Annotated in this window: 18 protein-coding genes; 8 read left to right on the top strand and 10 right to left on the bottom strand. The window is 45.7% G+C overall.

From position 1 onward, the window contains the following. The first annotated feature begins 135 nt into the window (after window positions 1–135). Entirely contained in the window at window positions 136–2,697 is a 2,562-nt protein-coding gene (gene arrA, locus G3R49_RS16100; protein WP_167870337.1) for an arsenate respiratory reductase molybdopterin-containing subunit ArrA, read from the top strand. An 11-nt stretch (window positions 2,698–2,708) separates the two neighbouring features. Further along, entirely contained in the window at window positions 2,709–3,413 is a 705-nt protein-coding gene (gene arrB, locus G3R49_RS16095; RefSeq protein WP_167870336.1) for an arsenate respiratory reductase iron-sulfur subunit ArrB, read from the top strand. A 169-nt stretch (window positions 3,414–3,582) separates the two neighbouring features. Here arrB and G3R49_RS16090 read toward each other — a convergent pair whose 3' ends face one another. The 3 genes from G3R49_RS16090 to hutI form a co-directional block, all read right to left on the bottom strand. Next, a complete protein-coding gene (locus G3R49_RS16090) occupies window positions 3,583–3,945 on the bottom strand; it encodes a metalloregulator ArsR/SmtB family transcription factor (RefSeq protein ID WP_245335385.1) in 363 nt (120 codons plus the stop codon). Between the two features lie 94 nt (window positions 3,946–4,039). Beyond that, complete coding sequence (locus G3R49_RS16085; RefSeq protein WP_167870335.1) at window positions 4,040–5,158, bottom strand: acyltransferase; 1,119 nt, start codon at window positions 5,156–5,158, stop codon at window positions 4,040–4,042. A 156-nt stretch (window positions 5,159–5,314) separates the two neighbouring features. After that, entirely contained in the window at window positions 5,315–6,541 is a 1,227-nt protein-coding gene (gene hutI, locus G3R49_RS16080; RefSeq protein ID WP_167870371.1) for an imidazolonepropionase, read from the bottom strand. 147 nt (window positions 6,542–6,688) lie between these two features. Here hutI and hutC point away from each other — a divergent pair, with 147 nt between their 5' ends. The 3 genes from hutC (at window position 6,689) to hutH (ending at window position 10,723) form a co-directional block, all read left to right on the top strand. Then, entirely contained in the window at window positions 6,689–7,396 is a 708-nt protein-coding gene (gene hutC, locus G3R49_RS16075) for a histidine utilization repressor (RefSeq protein ID WP_167870334.1), read from the top strand. A 115-nt stretch (window positions 7,397–7,511) separates the two neighbouring features. Further along, complete coding sequence (hutU, locus tag G3R49_RS16070) at window positions 7,512–9,185, top strand: urocanate hydratase (RefSeq protein WP_167870333.1); 1,674 nt, start codon at window positions 7,512–7,514, stop codon at window positions 9,183–9,185. After that, window positions 9,185–10,723, top strand: coding sequence for a histidine ammonia-lyase (hutH, locus tag G3R49_RS16065; RefSeq protein WP_167870332.1), 1,539 nt, complete (start codon window positions 9,185–9,187; stop codon window positions 10,721–10,723). Before hutU ends, hutH begins: the two co-directional genes overlap by 1 nt. Window positions 10,724–10,831: 108 nt before the next feature. On the opposite strand, the gene G3R49_RS16060 is transcribed toward hutH, so the two are convergent. Beyond that, on the bottom strand, window positions 10,832–11,368 hold the full coding sequence (locus G3R49_RS16060; RefSeq protein ID WP_130599953.1) for a TonB-dependent receptor: 537 nt from the start codon (window positions 11,366–11,368) through the stop codon (window positions 10,832–10,834). A 191-nt stretch (window positions 11,369–11,559) separates the two neighbouring features. Between G3R49_RS16060 and G3R49_RS16055 the strand changes: the two genes are divergently transcribed. Then, entirely contained in the window at window positions 11,560–12,816 is a 1,257-nt protein-coding gene (locus tag G3R49_RS16055) for a mechanosensitive ion channel family protein (protein WP_130599955.1), read from the top strand. Between the two features lie 27 nt (window positions 12,817–12,843). On the opposite strand, the gene G3R49_RS16050 is transcribed toward G3R49_RS16055, so the two are convergent. Beyond that, window positions 12,844–13,401 (bottom strand): lysophospholipid acyltransferase family protein, encoded by a 558-nt coding sequence (locus tag G3R49_RS16050; RefSeq protein ID WP_167870331.1) that lies wholly within the window; start codon window positions 13,399–13,401, stop codon window positions 12,844–12,846. Window positions 13,402–13,559: 158 nt separating this feature from the next. On the opposite strand from G3R49_RS16050, the gene G3R49_RS16045 reads away from it, so the two are divergent. Continuing rightward, complete coding sequence (locus tag G3R49_RS16045; protein ID WP_167870330.1) at window positions 13,560–13,979, top strand: SgcJ/EcaC family oxidoreductase; 420 nt, start codon at window positions 13,560–13,562, stop codon at window positions 13,977–13,979. Window positions 13,980–14,029: 50 nt separating this feature from the next. On the opposite strand, the gene G3R49_RS16040 is transcribed toward G3R49_RS16045, so the two are convergent. The 4 genes from G3R49_RS16040 to G3R49_RS16025 all read right to left on the bottom strand — a co-directional run bounded on the left by G3R49_RS16040 (window position 14,030) and on the right by G3R49_RS16025 (window position 17,653). Continuing rightward, the gene (locus G3R49_RS16040) at window positions 14,030–14,509 is read right to left on the bottom strand and encodes a DUF2489 domain-containing protein (RefSeq protein WP_167870329.1); all 480 of its coding nucleotides are present in this window, start codon (window positions 14,507–14,509) and stop codon (window positions 14,030–14,032) included. A 217-nt stretch (window positions 14,510–14,726) separates the two neighbouring features. Continuing rightward, entirely contained in the window at window positions 14,727–15,266 is a 540-nt protein-coding gene (gene yihI / locus G3R49_RS16035; RefSeq protein ID WP_167870328.1) for a Der GTPase-activating protein YihI, read from the bottom strand. A 65-nt stretch (window positions 15,267–15,331) separates the two neighbouring features. Further along, window positions 15,332–15,997: a class I SAM-dependent methyltransferase gene (locus G3R49_RS16030; RefSeq protein WP_130599963.1), complete on the bottom strand. Its 666-nt coding sequence runs from the start codon at window positions 15,995–15,997 to the stop codon at window positions 15,332–15,334. Between the two features lie 1,032 nt (window positions 15,998–17,029). Continuing rightward, a complete protein-coding gene (locus G3R49_RS16025; RefSeq protein WP_130599965.1) occupies window positions 17,030–17,653 on the bottom strand; it encodes a cytochrome c in 624 nt (207 codons plus the stop codon). Between the two features lie 255 nt (window positions 17,654–17,908). Between G3R49_RS16025 and yihA the strand changes: the two genes are divergently transcribed. Then, window positions 17,909–18,559, top strand: coding sequence for a ribosome biogenesis GTP-binding protein YihA/YsxC (yihA, locus tag G3R49_RS16020; RefSeq protein WP_130599967.1), 651 nt, complete (start codon window positions 17,909–17,911; stop codon window positions 18,557–18,559). Between the two features lie 1,004 nt (window positions 18,560–19,563). Here the strand turns inward: yihA and polA are convergent. Then, window positions 19,564–22,320, bottom strand: coding sequence for a DNA polymerase I (gene polA, locus G3R49_RS16015; protein WP_130599969.1), 2,757 nt, complete (start codon window positions 22,318–22,320; stop codon window positions 19,564–19,566). Window positions 22,321–22,726: the final 406 nt, after the last annotated feature.

Genomic DNA, 22,726 nt, shown 5'->3' with positions numbered 1-22,726 from the left:
CTGTCGATTAATTAAGCAAATCACAAAGTTCAAAACTGTGAATTAGCCCCTGTAATAAAACTGTCAAAAGTACCGCTTTAGGAGTATATCTATAAATGTGTATATGCGATTAGTGTTATATATCGAGGGGTAGAAATGACTGATAACGTAAATAAAGGCCGCAGAGCGCTATTAAAAACGTCAGTAGCAGGGGCCGCTCTCTCAGGAGTGGGGTGCAGCAGCAATACAGTTGAGCCAGTAATCAAAGGTATTGAGAGTGAATTGCCAGCTAAGGCGAAATTAACAGGTACAGGCCAATGGGTTGCAACCACTTGCCAAGGGTGTACATCCTGGTGTGCTAAGCAAGCCTATATTATGGACGGCAAAGCCGTAAAAGTACGTGGTAACGTGAACTCGAAAGTGCACGGTAGTTCTAGTTGTCCGCGCGAGCAATTAGGTTTGCAGCAGGTTTACGACCCAGACCGGGTGAAAACACCGCTTATTCGTACTAACCCGAAAAAGGGTAAACAGCATGATCCTATGTTCAAGTCAATTTCATGGGATGAAGCATTAGATCTATTGGCTGATAAGATCATCAAGCTAAGAAACAATGATGAATCTCATAAGTATGCACTCATGCGCGGTCGTTACTCGCATATCAATGAGTTCATGTACAAGCATTTGACCAATATGATTGGCTCGCCAAATAACATTTCTCACAGTTCTATTTGTGCCGAAGCCCATAAAATGGCGCCGTATTATCAAGATGGCAACTGGGGCTATAACCAATATGACATAGAGAACACCAAGTTTATTCTGTCGTTTGGTGCAGACCCTGTTGCCAGTAACCGCCAGGTGTCTTACTACTCAAAAACCTTTGGTGCGGCATTAGATAACGCCAAAGTTGTGGTCGTCGACCCGCGTTTGTCTGCTTCAGCAAGTAAGGCGCATAAGTGGATCCCAATCGAGCCAGCGCAAGATAGCGTATTAGCGCTAGCCATTGCTCACGTTGCCTTAGTTGAGGGGTTATGGCACAAACCGTTTGTGGGTGACTTTGCTAACAAGCAAAACCAGTTTGTGGCTGGTAAAACTGTTGATGCAAAAGCGTTTGATGAGCGCTACACCCATGGTTTAGTTGATTGGTGGAACCTATCACTCAAAGATTGCACGCCGCAGTGGGCTGAAGAAATCAGCCAAATTCCAGCAGCAACCATTATTGCGATTGCGCGTGATATGGGTAAAGCCGCACCGGCGGTACAGGTTTGGACTTCACGCGGTGCAGTCATGCATACCCGTGGCACTTATACCGCGATGGCTTGTCATTCACTCAATGGCTTATTCGGCGGTATCGACAGCAAGGGTGGTTTGTTCCCTGGCAACAAGATTAAGTTGAATAAGAAATTCCCTGACTCTAAGCCATACCTAGACGATATTGCGAAAAAAGGCGTTAAACATACCAAGATTGACCAGCGCGGCACGCTTGCCTTCCCAGCACTTAAGAAGGGTAAATCTGGCGGTGGTGTGGTCACCAGCAACGCGGCTAACGGCATGTTGTCGGCTGACCCATATGACATCAAGGTATTACTCGCTTACTTCAACAACTTCAACTTTTCTGCACCAGAAGGTCAACGTTGGAATGAAGCGTTAAGCCAAGTTGATTTCATGGCCCATGTGACCACCAATATTTCTGAGTTCAGCTGGTTTGCCGATCTTATTCTGCCTGCTAACCATCATATGTTTGAAAAGTGGGGCGTGCTCGACTCAATTGGTAATGGTATTCATCAAGTATCGGTGCAGCAACCGTCGATTAAACGTCTATGGGACACCAAAGATGATGAGTCAGAAATTCCATACTTGCTTGCTAAGAAGCTAGCCGATAAAGGCTTTGATAAGCCTTGGCGCTACATCAATGAGCAACTACTTGACCCAGAAACTAAGCAAGCTGCTAAAGATGAACGCCAGTTTGGTGAGTTGTTGGTGAAATATGTGACTCACCCACTTTGGTCTGATGCGACCGGTAAATACGGTGAGGCAATGACCTCCTGGAAGCAATTTACCGATGCTGGCGTGTGGAACAGTCATCCGTACAAGTATCAAGCGCGTTGGGGCAAGTTTAAAACCGAAACCAAGCAGTTTGAGTTTTACAGTAAAACCTTACAGAAAGCGCTATCTAAGCACGCCAAGAAACATCATGTCAGCATCGACAAGGTGATGGAAGTGTGTGAGTACCAGGCGCGCGGCGAACTGGCGTTTGTGCCTCACTACGAAGAGCCTTACCGCTTTGGTGATGCGACTAAATTCCCGCTATTGCTGGTGGATCAAAAGTCACGCTTGAGCAAAGAAGGTCGCTCGGCAAATACCCCTTGGTTCTACGAGTTTAAGGATGTTGACCCGGGTGATTTAGCTGGTGTCGACTCAGCCAAAATCAATCCAATTGATGGTGAGAAGTTAGGCATTAAAACTGGCGACAAAGTGGTCATTGCTAGCCCTGTAGGTGAAGTCAGTTGTACTGCCGTGCTGTGGGAAGGAGTTCGCCCCGGCACAGTCGCGAAGTGTTTTGGTCAAGGTCACTGGGCGTATGGCCGTAATGCGGCAGCGATATTTGGTCAGCAAGAGCGAGGAGGCTCTAACAATGACCTGATTGCCGATAGGTATGACAGGCTAAGCGGCGCGTCTGCTTTCTATGGTCACATTCGTATTAACATGAAAAAAGCCTGAGGTAATTGATTATGAGACTCGGAATGGTAATTGACCTACAAAAGTGTGTAGGCTGCGGCGGCTGTGACTTAGCTTGTAAAGCTGAAAACAACACTGCTGATGGAATTAAGTGGTCGAATCATATCAATACAACTGAAGGCCGCTTTCCTGATGTGAAGTACAGCTATATCCCGACCATGTGTAACCACTGCTCGAATGCTGCGTGTGTGGAAGTGTGCCCAACAGGTGCCATGTACAAAGATAAGCGTGGCTTAACCTTGCAAGACAACGACAAGTGTATTGGTTGCCGTAAGTGTGAGCGAGCTTGTCCGTATGGCGTGATTAGCTACAACAAGCAGGTGCCGCATCGCAATTGGCAAGACGATGAAGCACTCGTTGCCGGAGCAACCGCTTCACCTAAAGCGCTGGTTAAGCAAGCGAATGCCAAGGTGTTCCCTTATATGAACCCAGCGCGTGGCGATACTTACCCAGCTACGCGTCCACGTCGCACAACTGAGAAGTGTACCTTCTGCGATCACCGCTTAGACCAAGGCTTAAGCCCAGCTTGTGTGTCGGCATGTCCCGCAGGCGCTCGTGTGTTTGGTGATTTGGACGACCCGACTAGTGAAGCGTCACGCATGCTTAAGCTTAATAGCGCGCAGCAGCTGAATCTAGAAGCCAACACTAAGCCTAATGTGTACTACATTCGCAGCTTTAACGTGAAGAGTATTTACTAGGTTTTTTGCATTGGCTGATGATTTTGCTGATTAGAGTTAACGACAAGGACGTCTAACTTTAGCGGCTAAGAGTAATGCGTTAGCTGCAAAAGTTTGAATAACGTTTTGGGAGCAAGGTGGGGCATATTGCTAAGGCTATATGTCCCATTTTCTATGCTTGATGAAAGGGTTAGCTACCGCAGCAAAGAATATTTGGTCTATCGCTACTTGGGCCGACTTTTTCTAGCTTAGTCATGGCATCGGCAATTAACTGGTGATTGCCGGCATAGGTTTGGTTTACCACTTCTTGCGCCCATTCAGGCAATTCAGGGTTAATTGAATAGTAGATCCATTGCCCTTCACGGCGGTTAACGACCACACCATTGGTTTTTAGTAATGCAAGGTTACGGGAGATCTTTGGCTGCACTTCGTTTAATGCTTCAGTAAACTCACACACACATAGCTCGTTCTCCGCTTTCAGCATCATAATAATCGCCAAGCGTGAAGGATCAGACAGGGATTTGAACAGGCTAATTGGGTCGAGTTGCATCATACGAGTCATCTAATTAACAAATTTTGCGCTAACAATATGCCCTTTGGGCATTGGAGTCAATTTGTAGCCGCTGCATTTACATTTTTGCTGGAAACTAGGCGCCAATAAGCTTGCTTGAGTGCTGTTTAAATAGCAGTCGTATTATGCGGCTGATGACGATGCTCAGAGTGATGGACAAAGTCAGGCTTGCTAGCCCAAAGCTTACAATTAACCACGGGCTGCGATGATCAGCCAATGTTTGCCAGGCAAGGCCAATTAACCAGCCCATAGGCACGACATGGATAAAGTAAATAGCAAAGGCGTGGTCGGCGCACAGGCTTAACAGGCGTTTAGTTTTTGGTTTGGCTTGTCGCCTAGCTAGTTGCTTCGGCGTTTGATTTGATTGCTGGTGTGATGGCTGATGCCAGCCGTGCAGCCAATGAAGTATCAACAGTGCGAGCAAGCATTTTTGCAGGTAGTACAAGCTTTCGCGCAAGCTGAAAAAACCATAGCTCCAGGTATCAACCAGATAACCATAAACAAGCGCCAAACTAGATATCACCACTATGGCGAGTATGGGCAATTGATAGCGTTTAATCAGCGTTAATGTCGCTTTATAGTGACTGCCGATAATCATCCCCAGCAAATAGGCGCCACTAAAATACACAAAGGTTTGCGGCTTAATAAAGTCAGGAAACGGGCTGCGAGTAATGATTAACGGTAGCAAAGTGAGTGCGAAGGCTACAACTATGCCGCGAGGCTGCGTAGATAACTTATTTAATAACCACTGAAATAGTGGCGTTAGCGCAAATAACACCACTAATACAGGGATATACCAGTATTGAATACTCGCCTTACCGACCAGTAGGCTGTTCAAATACACATGTAACATATTGGCGTCAGGGTTATCGGCGCTGACATATTGCCAGTACATGGCGGTCATCACCGCGCTCATCACTATATAGGGCAGCACTACCTTGGTGAGCTTTTGTCGGTAGAAGTGACTCCAAGGTTTACGGTGTAGTACCTGAGTAAATAGCAGCCCTGAAATGATGGCAAAGAATAGGGTTGAGCCGTGAAACAGCATCTCGGTGACAGCAAATACCCACTCTAAGCTGTCATCTAATTGGCCGGTCCAAAATATCGCAAATGACCAGGCGTGCGCAGCCACTATGGTAATAATCGCCACACCACGAAAACTATGAAGATGTTCGATACGTTGTTGTGCTGACATAGCGAGTCCATTGCCTTTGCCAAGATGGTATAGAAGGAATAGCTAATGTTGTGGGTTATTTAAGCAGGCATCAAGAGCAAAAGGCCTGCATACGAATGCAGGCCGATATACCTTAGCGGGAAACAACAACGAGAAGGTGAGTGAGGCTAACTCGGTTTATTGATGCACCAACTGACCATTTTTGACCACATTAATGCATGGGTTTACGCCAAAGCTGTAGGCGAGCTCTGCTGGTGAGTCGATGTCCCATAAGCAAAAATCTGCTTGCATACCTAGCTTTAACTGACCGACTTTATCTTCCAGCCCTAGCGCTTTTGCCGCATTCACAGTCACGCCTGCGAGTGCTTCTTCCGGCGTTAATCTAAATAGCGTACACGCCATATTGAGCATCAACTGGGTTGAGCATAACGGTGATGAGCCTGGGTTAAAGTCACTGGCGACCACCATAGGCACCTTATGTTGGCGTAGCAGCTCAATCGGTGGCAGCTTGGTTTCGCGTAGGAAGTAAAAAGCACCGGGCAGTAATACCGCGCAGGTGCCGTTGTCGCTAATAGCTTTGACACCTTGTTCATCAAGGTACTCGATATGATCGACCGATTTAGCCCCTAGCTTAGCTGCCATTTCAGAGCCGCCAATGTTAGACAGCTGCTCGGCGTGCAGTTTGATTTTAAGTCCTGCCTGTTTTGCTGCTGTTAGCACCTTTTCAGTTTGTGCTAAGTCAAAAGCGATGCCTTCACAAAACACATCCACGGCATCGGCAAGGTCTTGCTCAATCACCTTCGGCAGCATGTCGTTAATCACTAAATCGACATAAGCATCGGCGTTATCTTTATATTCCGGTGGAATGGCGTGAGCACCTAAAAAGGTGGTTTGCACATCCACATGGTGGTGCTTACCAAGCTCGCGAGCGACACGCAGCATTTTTAGTTCAGTGTCGGTATCTAAGCCGTAACCCGACTTTATCTCAACCGTTGTGACCCCTTCTTTACCTAAGGCGTTTAAGCGTTTACGGGCAGACTCAAACAGCTCAGCCTCATCAGCCTCACGACAAGCTTTAACCGTTGAGATAATGCCGCCGCCAGCACGGGCAATATCTTCATAGCTAGCACCGTTAAGGCGCATTTCAAATTCATTGGCGCGGTTGCCTGCAAATACTAAATGGGTATGGGCATCAATTAAGCCTGGAGTGAGCCATTTGCCTTTGCCTCTGTAAACAGGAGTTGACAAAACATCGAATTCTGGCAGCTGAGTACGCGGGCCTACCCAGGCAATTTTACCGTCCTTTACTGCCAGTGCTGCATCGGTAATTGCACCGTAAGCTGTTGATAAATCTGCGTCCATGGTGGCGGCATTGATATCTACCCAGACCTGATCCCACGACATAGCATCCCTCGATTTCTTGTTGTTTTTGTCGCCAATCACCATACTTGTTTTTACTTGTATATACAAGGTAGGATGTTTAATCATTCATCACTGCTAGCTTGGTTATATGAGCTAGTCAGTGAGTGCTATCAACAAGGAGAGCGAGCAATGGCATTGGCAAAGTTTGCTGAAATTAAACAGTTTATTTTAGCAAAAATCGAGTCAGGCGAATGGCAAGAGAACCATCGAGTGCCGTCTGAAAATCAGCTAACAGATTTGTTTGCCTGTAGCCGTATGACCGCGCGCCGCTCTTTAACTGAGCTGGTGGAAGCTGGGGTGTTAACTCGCACTCAAGGCCTAGGCACTTTTGTCGCAGGGCTTAAGTCGCAATCATCCTTATTGAGCATTCGTAACATTGCCGATGAGATTAAAGAGCGTGGCCATGGCTATAGTGTTGAGCTCCTAGAGCAAACTGAAATTATCGCCATAGCGCCAATTGCCATTGCTTTGGGATTAGAGATTGGCGCTAAGGTGAGCTACTCATTAATCGTTCACTGCGAGCAAAGTGTGCCGCTGCAAATGGAGGAGCGCTTTGTTAACCCAGAGTTGATCCCTGATTACCTTGCACAAGATTTTAGCGAGCAAACGCCCCATGAATACTTATCTAAAGTTGCGCCGTTAACCGAGGCGCGTCATACCGTTGAAGCCGTAATTCCGAGTGAGCAAGTCCAGCAGCATCTGCAAATTGAGGCCACTGAGCCTTGTTTACAAGTGCTTCGACGCACCTGGTCACGCCAAGGAGTGGTGAGCTTTGCACGGCTGGTACATCCGGGCAGCAAGTTCCGCCTAGGCGGCCACTTAACGTTTAAGCGCTAGCGCTTAATAAAGATTAACTAGGCAGCTCAAGGAGAGCTGTTAGACATTGCATAAATAATAGCAACGGAGCAATCAGCAAAGATTGCCCTAATAACAACCGAAAAGGTGATTTAGCATGAGTACAAGACACGACCCAAGCCGCAAGATTATTGCACCCCATGGCAGCGAGTTAAGTTGTAAAAGTTGGTTAACTGAAGCGCCAATGCGGATGTTAATGAACAACTTGCACCCTGATGTTGCTGAGCGCCCAGAAGATTTAGTGGTATATGGCGGCATTGGCCGTGCAGCCCGTGACTGGCAAAGTTATGACAAGATCGTTGAAGTACTGCAGCGTCTAGAAGACGATGAAACCCTACTGGTGCAATCGGGCAAGCCAGTTGGTGTGTTCCGCACTCATGCTGATGCACCTAGAGTGCTGATCGCCAACTCAAACCTAGTGCCGCACTGGGCAAACTGGGAACATTTTAACGAGCTAGATAAGCAAGGGTTGGCGATGTACGGCCAAATGACCGCTGGTTCGTGGATTTACATCGGCACCCAAGGCATTGTTCAAGGTACTTATGAAACCTTTGTTGCTGTGGCCAAGAAACACTTTGGCGGTGATGCAGCAGGCAAGTGGATTTTAACCGGTGGTCTTGGTGGCATGGGCGGCGCGCAGCCACTAGCTGGCACCATGGCTGGTTTCTCGGTACTGGCCTGTGAAGTTGATGAAACTCGTATCGATTTTCGTCTGCGGACTCGCTATGTCGACAAAAAAGCCCATAGCCTAGATGAAGCGCTAGCTATGATGGATGAAGCCAACAAAGCTGGTAAGCCTGTATCTGTCGGGCTATTAGCCAATGCAGCGGATGTATTTACCGAGTTAGTTGAGCGCGGCATTACTCCAGATGTGGTCACCGACCAAACCTCAGCCCATGACCCATTAAATGGTTACTTGCCACAAGGTTGGACCCTCGAGCAAGCGGCAGAGTTGCGCCAGCAAAATGAAGCTGCTGTGGTTAAGGCGGCTAAAGAGTCGATGGCAGTGCAAGTGAAAGCCATGCTAGCGCTACAAGCAAAAGGCGCTGCGACACTCGATTATGGTAACAACATTCGCCAAATGGCGTTTGAAGTGGGTGTTGAAAATGCCTTTGACTTCCCAGGCTTTGTGCCTGCTTACATTCGCCCACTTTTCTGTGAGGGTGTCGGTCCATTTCGCTGGGCGGCGCTATCTGGCGACCCTGAAGATATTTATAAAACTGATGCCAAAGTTAAAGAGCTGATCCCAGATGATAAGCATCTGCATAATTGGCTTGATATGGCGCGTGAGCGTATTGCCTTCCAAGGCTTGCCTGCACGTATATGTTGGGTGGGTTTGAAAGACCGTGCGCGCCTTGCAGCAGCATTCAATGAAATGGTTAAAAACGGTGAGCTGTCTGCGCCGGTTGTGATTGGTCGTGATCATCTTGATTCTGGTTCAGTAGCGAGTCCAAACCGTGAAACTGAGTCTATGCTCGATGGCTCTGATGCTGTGTCAGACTGGCCATTACTTAACGCCTTACTAAACACGGCAAGCGGCGCAACCTGGGTGTCGCTGCATCATGGCGGCGGCGTAGGTATGGGCTTTAGCCAGCACTCGGGTGTCGTGATCGTGTGTGACGGCACTGATGCTGCAGCCAAGCGTGTTGAGCGTGTGCTGTGGAATGACCCTGCAACGGGCGTGATGCGTCATGCTGATGCTGGCTATGACATCGCTAAAAGCTGCGCTAAAGAGCAGGGCCTAGATTTACCTATGATGGAGGCGAAGTAATGGCTAAGTTATCGCTTACCCTGGAGCCAGGGACATTATCGTTAGCGCAGCTGCGCCAAGTAAGCCGTCATGGCGTGACAATGAAACTTGCCGATAGCGCGATTGCGAACATCAACTCAAGTGCGGAGCAGGTGCAAAATGTTATCCGCGAAGGCCGCACTGTTTATGGCATTAATACCGGCTTTGGCTTGCTAGCAAATACCAAGATTGCGCCTGATGACTTGCAGTTGCTGCAACGCTCAATTGTGTTGTCTCATGCCGCAGGTACTGGTCAGTACATGCAAGATGAAACTGTGCGCCTGATGATGGTGTTAAAGATCAACTCGTTAAGCCGCGGCTTTTCAGGTATTCGCCTTGAGGTTATTGAGTTTCTTATCTCGTTGGTTAACGCTGGTGTGTATCCATGTGTGCCAGAGAAAGGCTCTGTAGGCGCATCAGGTGATTTAGCGCCGCTATCACACATGTGTTTGCCGCTACTTGGCGAAGGTGAAATGAGCTACCAAGGGCAAATTATCAGCGCGCAAGAAGGGCTGGAAATTGCAGGGCTTAAACCGCTTGAGCTGGCTGCCAAAGAAGGCTTAGCACTACTTAATGGTACGCAAGCATCGACGGCATTAGCGCTTGAAGGCTTATTCAACGCTGAAGACTTATTCGCATCAAGCTCTGTGGTTGGCGCTATGAGTGTTGAAGCGGCAATGGGCAGCCGTAGCCCTTTTGATGCACGTATTCATGAGGCTCGTGGTCAGCAAGGGCAAATCGACTCAGCTGCTATTTTCCGTCACTTGTTAGGTGACGAGTCGCAGATTAGTCTAAGTCATGTTGATTGTGAAAAGGTGCAAGATCCTTATTCGCTGCGTTGTCAGCCGCAGGTACTAGGGGCATGTTTGACCCAAATTCGTCAGGCTGCTGAAGTACTGGCTGTTGAGGCCAATGGCGTTACCGACAACCCGTTAGTATTCCAGGATACTGGCGACATTATCTCGGGTGGTAACTTCCACGCAGAACCTGTTGCTATGGCAGCAGATAATCTGGCGATAGCCATTGCCGAACTTGGCTCGATTGCTGAGCGCCGTATTGCACTATTAATTGATTCAAGCCTTTCAAAATTACCACCATTTCTGGTGGATAACGGCGGGGTAAACTCAGGCTTTATGATTGCTCAGGTAACTGCGGCTGCGCTTGCTTCTGAGAACAAAACTTTTGCTCACCCAGGCTCGGTCGATAGTCTGCCTACCTCTGCTAACCAAGAAGATCATGTATCGATGGCAACCTTTGCAGCCCGCCGCCTGCGTGACATGAGTGATAACACTCGCGGCGTACTTGCTGTTGAGCTGCTAGCGGCTGCGCAAGGCTTAGATTTTAGAGCGCCATTAGAGCCGAGTAAGGCTGTGGCTGCAGCGAAAGCTGAGTTACGTGAGCTAGTGGCGTTTTACGACAAAGACCGCTATTTTGCGCCAGATATCGACAACGCGACCGACTTACTCAACACGGCAAGCTTTAATCAATACTTACCAGCGCATATGCTCGCTAGCTTTTAGTACTAGATATTGCGCTAATAACGCTTAAGTTAATTACTAAGCCTCAAAATGAAAAACGGCGTCGATTGAGACGCCGTTTTTGTTAATGCGATTTAAACCAGTACATAACTACATGGTAAAGCCAAAGCTAATAACCGCTGACTCAGTACGAGTGTCATAGCCGGCGCCAATCATAAACGAGTTAGCGATACGGTAGCGTAGACCCGCCTCTGCACCCCAGTAACGGTCATTGCTTCGCTCCCATACGGGTTCACCACCTTCAATCAATGGCACGATATTATTGGTGGTGTTGGTTTCATACACATAGTTGGTTGCACCAAAGTAAATGCTGAAATCTTCGGTCATGCTATAGCTAACACCAAAGCGCCACATGTATTCTTGAATGTAACCTTCACTTGGCTCTTGTAGCTCTAGATCGGTTTTTTGACCTTTAGCATAACCAATGTAATAGCCCCAATCTGCGTAGTCACGGTCATAATGCCTAGGAGCAAGGGTTACGCCATACATCTTGCTTGGAGTATTCACGTAGTCAAAAAGAAGCGCCACTGCAGGTTGATAACCTTGTTGGTCATCATTAGCCTTAGCGTTTGGCACTGCAACTAGGCAAGCGAGGGTGAGCGCGACAACTAAAGAATAATATTTCATGATTGACTCCCGTTCTTAGTTGCCCGTATTGTTAATGCATCACTGAAACTGGTCAAATAACGACAAGGAAAAACGAGCTAAAATAAGGGCTTGTTGAGTGCTTGTTACGTTGCAGTGCACGCTTGTTATTTACTGTGGCGGTTTTTGCTAATGATATTCGGTTTAAATATTTCCATAAAAGGAACCCGATTGTGAATACAGATCTTCGTGTCGAGTTAACCTCTTGGTTAACCAGTATCGGCATAAATGCCCAACCTTCTGATTTACTTACCACAAGCATCATTATTGTTGTATGCCTGATAGTTGCAGCTATCAGCTATTACTTAACCCACCGCTTTGTCGTGCATGGGGTTAATTTAGTGATCAAACGCAGCGCTGTACAGTGGGACGATGTGTTTGTTAGTCATGGTGTTTTTGAGCGTTTGGCGCTTTTTGTACCTGTGTTGCTGCTTGATTTAGTGGTACCAATTGTTCTAACTGAGCATGAGTTACTGAGTACATTTTTTGACCGTGGTTTAAGTGCGCTGCTGGTTTTTGTAGCGATTCGCGCGGCGTTTGCCGGCTTAAATGCGGTTGATGATATCTCTGATATCAATCGAGTGAATCGCCGCATTCCAGTGAAGAGCTTCGTGCAGCTGATCAAACTGTTTATGTTTATCATAGGTTTGATTGTGGTGGTGGCTATTTTGTCTGATAAATCACCCGTTTATTTCTTTAGTGGTTTAGGTGTTGCCACCGGTTTAGTGATGTTGGTGTTTCGCGATACGATTTTGGGCTTTGTTGCTGGTATTCAGCTAGCGGCTAACCGCATGGTGAGTAAGGGCGATTGGATTCAGATGGATAAGTATGGCGCTGACGGCGAGGTTACCGACGTCACCTTAACTACCGTAAAGGTACAAAATTGGGATAAGACTATTACCATGATCCCTGCCTATGCGCTGGTTTCAGATGCCTTTAAAAACTGGCAGGGTATGTCGCTTTCAGGCGGTCGCCGCATCAAGCGTTCAATCAATATCGACATTAGCAGCATCGGATTCTTAACTGAGTCAGATATTGAGCGCTTAGGTAAAGTTAATTGTTTGAAGCAATACCTGCCGAGCATCATCGCAGAGATTAGTGCAGATAACGCCAATGTGGCTGATGCTGAGTTAATGATTAACGGTAGACATTTGACCAATATTGGCACCTTTAGGGCTTATTTACAGGCGTATTTAGAGGCGCACCCGAAAACTCATAAAGGTATGACGCTAATGGTACGTCAATTAGCGCCGACAGCTGAAGGTGTGCCAATTGAGCTGTATATCTTCACTAACGATACCGTGTGGTTTAACTATGAGAGCATTCAGGCAGATATTTTTGACCATATTTTTGCCATCCTGCCAGAGTTTGGCTTACGCGCTTTCCAGCAGCCATCAGGTAGTGATTTTGGTGCGTTAAAGCCTAATTGAGAAATTAGCGCCTAATTAGGCCAACTATTAATCTTCAAGTTTAAAGGTCGGGATCTGTTTGGGATGCCGGCCTTTTATTTGCCTGAAAAATGTCATCAGCTGCTCCATATCGACCTCGATATCTTGAGTAGGAGTAAAGCGCTCACCTAAGACTATGGTTTTGCGCGCAAAATCGAGCCCTACAGGAATAATATCTATATTGGCTTTGACGGCAATATGGTAAAAGCCAGTCTTCCAACGCTTGACTGGACTACGGGTGCCTTCAGGAGCAAGCGCCAGCTTGTAGTTGTCATGTTGCTGGTAAAGCTGGGCAACAGCATCAACTAGATTGTTATGTTTGCGGCGATCTACTGGGCTGCCACCCATGGCGCGAAACAGCCAGCCCCAAGGCGGTATAAATAGCTGGTGTTTACCCAAGAAATGAATGCGTACACCTAAAGCGCTGCGACCTAATATTCCGATGATGAAGTCCCAATTACTGGTGTGTGGCCCTACTGCCATAATGCAAGGCTTGTCAGCGTCTAGCTCGCCCTCAAAGCGCCAACCCATTAGTTTTAAAATAAAGCGTGATAGTGCAGTCATCATAGTTAGAGTCCATTTTTCCAAGTACTAGAAATGCTTGCCAATTTGGCTAATGCCATACCTGGTTTTAATGATATTTTTATGTGGTGTTATGCTGTTTTCCTATACTCTAATCCAAGCATGAAATGCTATTTTCGACAACCTAATTGTGGGAGTAAGCCATGAAGTATTGTTTAGCGATTGGCCTATTTATGTATGCTTGTTTTGCCAGTGCGCAACCAGTTGAGCAAATTCAATCCTTATTTCAAAAGCAAACTCAGGCTTGGAATCAGGGCGATGTTGACGGCTATATGCAAAGCTATTGGCGCTCAGACAAGCTGCAATTTGTAAGCCGTGGTGAGCTGGTTTATGGCTGGGATGAATTGTATCGCCGTTATAAGAAAAGTTACCCCAATAAAGCGGCCATGGGTGAGCTTAGTTTTGATATTCAAAGCGTTAAATCGTTGTCGGATAATGCTGCGTTAGTGAGTGGGCAATGGACGTTAGCCCGAGATAAAGACCAGCCAACTGGTGCATCGACCTTACTGATTGAGCGCATTGATGGTCAGTGGTTGATCACCCATGACCATTCGTCGGATTAATTTATCTGAGGTTAGTGGTAGCTGCGAGTATGTTGCTTACACTTATGCAATCAGTGCAGCGCTGGCTCGTCAAACTCACTGATTTTTTTGACCTCGCCTAAGATGACTTGTTCAAGCTCGGCCTCAGATTTCATGCGAGTGAAATCAAGTTTCATCCGCTGCTGTTTTGGTAAAGCTTTGCGTGCTTCTTTAATCGGGTGTGACTCAATGAGCCTGTAGTGTTTAAACAGGTTAGGGTAGTCGTCTTGCACTTGCTCTGACATTGATAAGGCATCAAACAGTTTACCTATGCGCATCACGCCTTCAGACAACTCGCAGCGCTCTTCTAGCATGGCGCTAGCGATGTAACGAATATCGGTCAACACGCTTTGGCGACGTTCCTGAGCAAGCTTTTGCTGCTCTGCTTGAGCTTGTTGTTGAGCTTGTTGTTGAGCCTGAGTTTGACGTTTAAGCTTAAGCAGTAAATAAGCAGCGTAGCCACCGAGTGCCACAAGGATGAGAACGGCAATAACAATAACGAATGTAGACACACACTTTCCTTTTTATGTTGCGCAAAAGCCCCTGCGAATTTGCCTATAGACACAAGTCCCGCGTAATACACGGTAGCTCAAATTGGAGACGCTAGTTTTGATGGCTAATTTTACTGCACAAGTCGCGCTTAAGATACTGCTTGCCATAGCTAGATATGAAAAAAGCACCCTTTAGGTGCTTTTTCTATGAGTAATTCTGACTAAGCTTAACTACAACTTAGTCCTTGTACATGTTTAGCAGATCTTCACCACTTTCAAAGCGGTCAAATAATTCATCATCGCTAGCTGGCTTGCGGGTTTCGACTTCTGGCTCAGACTCGTCCATACCTAAGCGCTTCATCAGCTGCTCAATGGTATCTAGCTGTTGATCTAACCAAGCTTGGTCGGTGTCACTTAGGCTGCGACCTTCTTCAAGCATATCAAGTAGCTTGTTTAGTCTTGGGTCTTCCTCAAGCTTTAGTAGTTTCTGCTCGTCAGTGAGTTTTGGTTGTTTAGCTTTTGGCTTTAGTGGCTCAGTAATACTGCTTGGTAAGGTTAAGCTAACTGGCTTTTTGCTGCCATGGCGTGGGTCTTGGCTTGCAGATGCCGCATTGTTAGCGCTTTGCGTTTTCAGCAGCGCTTCATTGTGGCGATTGCCTGACTTACGTCCTGAATCTTTCTTTTTGCCTTCAACCTGTTTGCGGTCGGCTTTTTTTACTCGTGGTGCGCGCTTTGCCGCGTTTTCACTAACTTTGCGAGTTTTTCTGCTGCGAGCCATGGTGCTGTATTACCTTGATCAATCAAATTCTATAAAGACTTAGTATCGTAGTACGAGGTGCAATACTAAATCGGGTTGCGCTTTATATCAGATTCTGATGGTTTTTGCATCAAAATGAAGTCCTTTGAAGCAAATAATAGATCAAAACCACTGACAGCGGCCATATATTCAAAGGTTGCTTGCTGATAGAAACTCACATGAGTCGGATTGGTTTTATAGTGCCACTTAGCAAATTGGTTGAGGTTGCTCAGTAGCGGAGTGCTGATTGCTAACCAGCCACCAGGGCGCACAAGCTGTGACAACAAGCGCCATTCTTTTTGCGGGCTTCTAAAGTGTTCAAACACACGGTAGCAGCAAACAAAATCATAGTCTTGTTTGAGTACCTCTGGGTTGGCTGCAAAAAATGGATCGTATTGATTTAAGGTGTGCCCTGCAGCATTAATTTCGTCAATGCTGTTTTCATCTAACACCCGACCAAAATTAAGGCCAGTAAGATGAGTTTGAGGTTGTTGCTGAGTAATTTGCGCTAATAGTGGGAATACAAATTGTGAAAGTTGCTTTTGCTTGGCGGCCTTATTGGCCCGTCCATAGCGTTGGCGTTCAACGTTCGGTAGAAGATGAGAGCTTGGCGCAGCGAATACAAGTCCGCAATGTAGGCATAGGTAAAAAGCACGCTTTTTGTCTTGGATGAAAAAGTCAGCTTGGTGGCTACAAAGAGGGCAAAGGCTCATGAACGACAGCAGTATCCAATCGGCAGGTGGGTAACTTCAGTATATCGACAATATTCAAAGTTAAACAAGCTCTAAGCTTTTAATTTTTAGAACCTTATACCAATTGGGATAAATAAGTGATCAGATATTACGCAGGAAAAATCGTTTAGAACAAGGCAGAAATTACAGCTAGCTAGTTGCTCTACCTACAAAATTTCTAACGAAGTTATAAGCCCTTTTTTCCAGTAAAAAGTAACCAGTAAGAATGATCACATTCTTGTGCTAATTGGTATTAGTGACTTGGCAAATATTGAAGTAAAAAAAAGGTGGCTGTAAACAGCCACCTTACGGTCGGTACAAGTAGTACCTTATTCTGATTCCAAGTTTCCGTACTTGCTATGCGACTTTCCCGGTCGGATCCTTCTTTTTTTTAGCGCTTTCCGTGCTATTAGTTAGTTATCGGTCTTCTTTGACGCTTTATTAATGTCTGTTGCCTTCCTGACCACAGTTTCCGTAGATGGTCTCAATGACTCATCACTATCCAAATGTCTCCATGACGTAAGTAAACCATCCGTGTATCAAGATCTTCCAGTGATAACAAGCATCCAGCGAGTGCATCCTCAGCGTTAGCATCCAATGCTGCAATTTGAATCCTTCAAACTGCTATCCGTTAGGCTTATCACCTCTGTTGCGTAAGAAAATGCTAAAAAGCGAGGCGACCAAGATTAGTCTATGTCTTACAATTTCTAATGACCGGGATTTCAAGGTGAAATCGCTACTCGTTATTATTATTAGTGAGTGGTCTTAATTATATTATTGTTATTAGTTGACTTTATTCTTATATCTTAAATGTTAAGTAGCCGAAATCTGTCTAATAGCGTTTATTTTTATTGGATAAACAGTTGGGTTCATTTCGGTACGGGGCTATTTAACCCCAAAAGCGTGATTGATGTCAAGAAAGAATCTTTAACACTTGACGTAAACGTCAACTTGCTGTCAAAAAGAAAGGGCAATTAATGCCCTTTCTTGTTTGGATTCTATACCTAGATGTAGCTACTTAATGCTTGATATATATTTAGATAATGCTTCGATATCAGCGTCAGATAACTTTTTACTTACATCTTGCATCATGCCGTTTAAGTCGTTGTTACGATTTGTATCGCGGAACTTCGTTAGCTGAATTTTTAAATAATTAGCATGTTGACCGCTCACTTTTGGGAAGCCTGCAGCTTCAGTTCCGTTGCCGTCAGGGCCGTGACATGCGATACAAGCAGTGATGCCGCGAGCTGCATCGCCTGTTTTGTATAGTGATGCGCCTAATGCTGGTACATCTGCAACGTCAACAGTAGATTGAGTTTGACTAGCGTAAAATGCTGCCAGGTCGGCAATATCTTGCTCGGTTAATGTCATTGTCATACCGCCCATTACTGGGTCCATACGACCTTCTTTACCGCCTGTTTTCATTGCTGCTTGAAAATCAGTTAATTGCTTTGCTAGGTAATTAGCATGTTGACCAGCGATTTTTGGATACATATCGATCATGCTGTTGCCGTCAGGCCCGTGACAGGCGGCACAAAGTGCTGATTTAGCTTGGCCAGCTTCAGCATTACCTTCTACAGCCATAGCAGGTGATGACATGGTGGCGAGTACAGACAGCGCAAGAGCTAACTTTTTCATGGCGTTCCAACTTCTTGTTAATTTATTGTCCTGAGCTTACATGGTTAAGCTGTAAGCGTGGTAAAATAGTCGTCCCAAGCCATTCATCCTCAAAGCGCTGTATTGGCGCAATGCCAAACAGTAACGCACACATTATTGTAGCTTGGGGTTATAATGTGATCAGGCTAATATTTTACACGAAAATGTGGAAAAGACAGCATTTGTTAAACATTTATACATATATAGCTATTTTTTGTAATTTAACTGGAGCAAACAGTGTCAGAATCTCGTATTGACTTTCGCCAAGCAAAATTTTTAATTAGTGCCCCAGATATCGCCCATTTAGACGAATATTTGCCGGGTGATGTAGGTGTTGAGATTGCGTTTGCAGGTCGTTCAAATGCGGGTAAATCAAGTGCATTGAATGCCTTAACTGAGCAGAAAAACTTAGCTCGTACCAGTAAAACGCCTGGTCGTACTCAGTTGATTAATGTATTTGCTCTAGACGATGACCGCCGTTTGGTTGATTTACCGGGATATGGATTTGCAAAAGTACCACTTGCGATGAAAAAGAAGTGGCAAGCGGCATTAGGTGAATATTTACAGAAGCGTCGATGCTTAAGTGGTGTAGTGGTATTAATGGATATTCGTCATCCGCTCAAAGACTTAGACATGCAAATGATTGAGTGGGCAGTGGCCAGTGAAATTCCGGTTTTAGCTCTACTAACTAAGTCAGATAAGTTAGCACAAAGTGCCAAGATGAAAGCGGTAAACAAGGTGCGTAAAGAGCTGGCCGATTTTGGCGATTGGGTGAAGGTAGAGCCGTTTTCATCAACTAAAGGAACAGGTAAACCTAAAGTGCTAGGCATTTTAAATCAGTGGTGTCACCCAGATTGGTTGCTGGAGCAAACGCAAGAACAAGAGTAATGAGCTTGTTTAGATAAACAGAGAGGCTGACCATGAGGTTGGCCTTTTTGTTTTCGGCCCTAAACCACCTCCTACTTCAGTAGGTGGTTATCATTCGATTTGGCTTTGTCTGTAAATTCTAGCTTTTTCCATATCTGGCAGCTTTGATTATTTGCTCACGTCGCAATGACATTTAAAGCACGCAGCAAGCACATCCCCCCTCTTTATTTCACAAGAATGCTCGACGAAAACATCCATGTTTTCAACAGCTTTAAACGTCACCACAAGTATAGATCATGAAGGTTAGTCAGAAGAGGCTGTACCAAGTTAGGCGGTGGTAATGAAATCTAGCGTAGGCAAGCATGAATTTCAGGCAAAAAAAACCGACAACCATAGGCTAGGCTGTCGGCAAATAAAAATTAGCTCTTTTGGGGAGAAGCTAAAATTCAACAAGACTCAAGTGCCACCATAGTGGTGACCCTCAACGACTATAGAATACTCGTTTGCTAATCTTATTTAAAGTATTTGCTCTAATTTTTTAACTTATGATTGAGATTAATCGTTTCTATTGAGGAAATGAGTCAGTTTCTCGAGCGGTGATTACTGTTTTTTAAGTGCGAAGTTTTGCTAATTTGCCAAGGTTTTCTTAATAGTTGGCTAGATTAAGAAAGGGTGGCTTGGGTGAATAGATTGCTAGCTGAAAAAAGACATAAAAAAACCCCAGCAACTTACATTGCTGAGGTGCCTAATTTGGCGCACTATTGCTAGTGAAATAAAGGTTTTTAAGATTGAACATCTTAACCTCTGTACCCTACGCAGAGAATATTACTTTATTTATTCTTAAATAGAAAACAGTATTTTTGTTTTGTGATGAATAATGTGATTTTTCGCACAAAAGGTGGTCATTTTTTGCACTTTAAGTTGTTTAAAGCATAAAAAAGCACGCATGAGCGTGCTTTTGTAGATAAGCTGTTTTCTATTTAAAGCTAATAATACACTTTGTACTTAGAATTTGTTGCTGACAATTAGTGAGCTTGCTGCCAGTTGTCACCAATACCAGCTTCGGCTAGCAATGTAACATCCAAGCTCGCGGCTGCGGCCATTAGCTCACAAACCTTAGCTTGTAGGCTGTCAGCTTTGTCTGCATCGACTTCAAATACCAGCTCATCGTGAACTTGCATTAGCATGGTGATCTCGCCGCTGGTGTCTTGTTCAATCCAGTTAGCTACGCTAATCATTGCCTTTTTAATAATGTCAGCAGCTGTACCTTGCATTGGCGCGTTAATCGCAGCGCGCTCTGCGGCCTGACGGCGCATTGCATTGCGATCTTTAATATCAGGTAGATACAAGCGGCGGCCAAACAAGGTTGATACATAGCCAAGCTCAGCAGCTTCAGCGCGAGTGTCTTCCATGTACTTTAGTACACCTGGGTAGCGCGCAAAGTAGGTGTCGATGTACGACTGAGCTTCTGCGCGAGCAATATCAAGCTGCTTGGCCAAGCCAAAGGCAGACATGCCGTAAATCAAACCAAAGTTAACCGCTTTAGCGCGGCGGCGTTGCTCACTAGTCACTTCTTCAAAGTGAACGCCAAATACTTCCGCAGCGGTCGCGCGGTGAATGTCTTTCCCTTCAGCAAAGGCGCTAAGTAGGCCTTTGTCTTGCGATAGGTGCGCCATAATACGCAGTTCAATTTGCGAGTAGTCGGCGGCCAGAATCTTTTTACCTTCAGGTGCAACAAATGCCTGGCGAATACGGCGACCTTCTTCGGTGCGAATTGGAATATTCTGCAGGTTTGGCTCACTTGATGACAAACGACCTGTAGCCGCATTGGCTTGGTGGTAACTGGTATGTACGCGGCCAGTAACAGGGTTGACCATTAACGGTAGCTTGTCGGTATAGGTGCTTTTTAGCTTAGATAAACTGCGGTGCTCGAGAATGATCTTTGGCAGCGGGTAATCGAGTGCTAACTCAACTAACACTTCTTCTGAAGTTGATGGTGCACCTTTAGGGGTTTTCTTGATAATCGGGTAGCCAAGCTTTTCAAAGAACAAGCCTTGTAATTGCTTAGGTGATGCTAGATTGAACTTCTCGCCTGCAATCTCATAAGCCTTTTGCTCTAATTCATCTAGCTTTTGCGCAAGCTCCTGACTGTGCTGACTTAGCAACATAGAGTCGATGTAAACGCCATTACGCTCAATATCTGACAAAATGTTAATCAGTGGCAATTCAAGCTCGGTAAACACCTTGGCAAGCTCGCCTTGTTTCTCAAGACGTGGCCACAGGTGTTGATGCAAACGCAGGGTAATGTCAGCATCTTCGGCTGCGTATGGGCCAGCAGTTTCCAAGTCGATTTGATTAAAGGTAAGCTGCTTCGCACCTTTACCGGCAATCTGCTCAAAGCTAATGTTTTTATGCCCTAGATATTTAAGTGCTAAACCATCCATATCGTGACGCGATGCTACAGAATTAAATACGTACGACTCCAACATGGTATCGAATTGGATACCTTTAAGCTTCACGCCTTGATTGGCAAGAATACTGATGTCGTATTTAAGGTTTTGGCCTACTTTAGCTGGTTTGTCAGCCTCTAAAATAGGGCGCAATTTATCAAGCACTAGCTGCTTGCTTAACTGCTCTGGCGCGCCTGCGTAGTCGTGGCCGACTGGTACATAGGCTGCTTTGCCAGCTTCTACGGCAAACGATAATCCCACTAGCTCAGCTTCCATATAATTGAGGCTAGTGGTTTCAGTATCTATAGCCATTAGCTCTGCCTGGGTTAATTTTTCAATCCAGGCATCAAGCTCTGCTTCAGTAACAATGGTTTGGTACTCAGTTTCTATATCTGCCTTTGCACTTGGGGCTTCTTCTGACTCAGTTGCAGTCGTTGCAGCGCCAGATTTGTTGTCTAATACTTCTGCTAACCAGCGCTTGAACTCCATCTCGCCATAACAAGCCACTAGCTCGTCACGGTTTTGTGGTTGGATTTCTAGTTGCTGCCAGGTTTGTTCTAGCTCTACATCGAGTTTAATGGTAGCAAGCTGGTACGACAGTTTGAGCAGCTCGGCGTTGTCGTTGATTTTCTTTGGCATCGATTTAGCACCACGGAAACCGGCATCGACAACGGCATCAGGGTTAGCCAGCAGGGTATCGACACTGCCAACGCTAGTCAGCATGGCAAGAGCGGTTTTCTCGCCCACACCCGGCAGGCCAGGAATGTTGTCAGCTTTGTCGCCCATTAAGGCTAGGTAATCGATGATTAACTCAGGGCCAACACCAAACTTGGTGGTTACCTCTTCAGGACCCATAATGGTGTCGGTCATGGTGTTAATTAGGGTGACATTGTCGTCAACCAATTGCGCCATGTCTTTATCGCCAGTGCTAATTAGTGTTGCACGGCCGTCTGCACTTGCTTGACGAGCAAGGGTGCCGATAACGTCATCTGCTTCAACGCCTTCAATGGCAATCAGAGGCAAACCTAGCGCACGGATAATGCGGTGTAGCGGCGCAATTTGGCTACGCAGATCATCTGGCATAGGTGGGCGCTGGGCTTTGTATTCGCTGTACATGTCGTTACGGAAAGTCTTACCCTTAGCGTCAAATACCACAGCGACATGACTTGGGTTGTAACGAGAAAGTAGGCTTCTAAGCATGTTGACAACGCCATATACGGCACCGGTTGCTTCACCCTTAGAGTTGGTTAAATGTGGCGGTGCATAATAAGCACGGTAAAGGTATGAAGAGCCGTCGATTAGTACCAGTGGGTTGTTTGGGATCGTTGCCATAATGGGTCTTTCATCGTCATTCAAAAGAGGTGCTATAGGATGACATTATCGCTTTGATTGCTCAACCTTGATTCGCCGTTGTAGGCCTGTGGAAATGCATGCGTATAGGATGAGATTTAGCGGTATGAGCTAGGTTAGATAATGGTGGCAGTTGCTTGTTGATGAAAACTGATCTGTTCCGATCGTTATGTGGGTGATCCTATTGATAATAGTAAGATCTCAGGCACAGTAAGATGACCAACAGCCTGTGGATAAGTCTGTTAGTTAAAACCTGTTAGTAGAAATTACTTTTTCGACATAGTGCAAGCGCAAAAGTATAAATCACTGTTTTTTATTGTATTTTTAAAATAATGTGAGCTGAGTGATGATCTTTGAAAAAAAATAATATATGTGGACTTTTTCAAAG

Source organism: Shewanella sp. WXL01 (assembly GCF_012263345.1).
Lineage (GTDB): Bacteria > Pseudomonadota > Gammaproteobacteria > Enterobacterales > Shewanellaceae > Shewanella > Shewanella maritima.
Note: the sequence above shows the minus strand (reverse complement) of the source record. Positions and strands in the feature narration are given on the sequence as shown.

What these genes read in the sequence shown, in the direction of transcription:
- G3R49_RS16050 (WP_167870331.1), bottom strand. Translation starts at nt 13,401, where the DNA reads ATGATGACTGCACTATCACGCTTTATTTTAAAACTAATGGGTTGGCGC.
- G3R49_RS16045 (WP_167870330.1), top strand. Translation starts at nt 13,560, where the DNA reads ATGAAGTATTGTTTAGCGATTGGCCTATTTATGTATGCTTGTTTTGCC.
- G3R49_RS16085 (WP_167870335.1), bottom strand. Translation starts at nt 5,158, where the DNA reads ATGTCAGCACAACAACGTATCGAACATCTTCATAGTTTTCGTGGTGTG.
- hutC (WP_167870334.1), top strand. Translation starts at nt 6,689, where the DNA reads ATGGCATTGGCAAAGTTTGCTGAAATTAAACAGTTTATTTTAGCAAAA.
- hutI (WP_167870371.1), bottom strand. Translation starts at nt 6,541, where the DNA reads ATGTCGTGGGATCAGGTCTGGGTAGATATCAATGCCGCCACCATGGAC.
- arrA (WP_167870337.1), top strand. Translation starts at nt 136, where the DNA reads ATGACTGATAACGTAAATAAAGGCCGCAGAGCGCTATTAAAAACGTCA.
- yihI (WP_167870328.1), bottom strand. Translation starts at nt 15,266, where the DNA reads ATGGCTCGCAGCAGAAAAACTCGCAAAGTTAGTGAAAACGCGGCAAAG.
- G3R49_RS16060 (WP_130599953.1), bottom strand. Translation starts at nt 11,368, where the DNA reads ATGAAATATTATTCTTTAGTTGTCGCGCTCACCCTCGCTTGCCTAGTT.
- hutH (WP_167870332.1), top strand. Translation starts at nt 9,185, where the DNA reads ATGGCTAAGTTATCGCTTACCCTGGAGCCAGGGACATTATCGTTAGCG.
- G3R49_RS16090 (WP_245335385.1), bottom strand. Translation starts at nt 3,945, where the DNA reads ATGATGCAACTCGACCCAATTAGCCTGTTCAAATCCCTGTCTGATCCT.
- G3R49_RS16030 (WP_130599963.1), bottom strand. Translation starts at nt 15,997, where the DNA reads ATGAGCCTTTGCCCTCTTTGTAGCCACCAAGCTGACTTTTTCATCCAA.
- polA (WP_130599969.1), bottom strand. Translation starts at nt 22,320, where the DNA reads ATGGCAACGATCCCAAACAACCCACTGGTACTAATCGACGGCTCTTCA.
- arrB (WP_167870336.1), top strand. Translation starts at nt 2,709, where the DNA reads ATGAGACTCGGAATGGTAATTGACCTACAAAAGTGTGTAGGCTGCGGC.
- hutU (WP_167870333.1), top strand. Translation starts at nt 7,512, where the DNA reads ATGAGTACAAGACACGACCCAAGCCGCAAGATTATTGCACCCCATGGC.
- G3R49_RS16025 (WP_130599965.1), bottom strand. Translation starts at nt 17,653, where the DNA reads ATGAAAAAGTTAGCTCTTGCGCTGTCTGTACTCGCCACCATGTCATCA.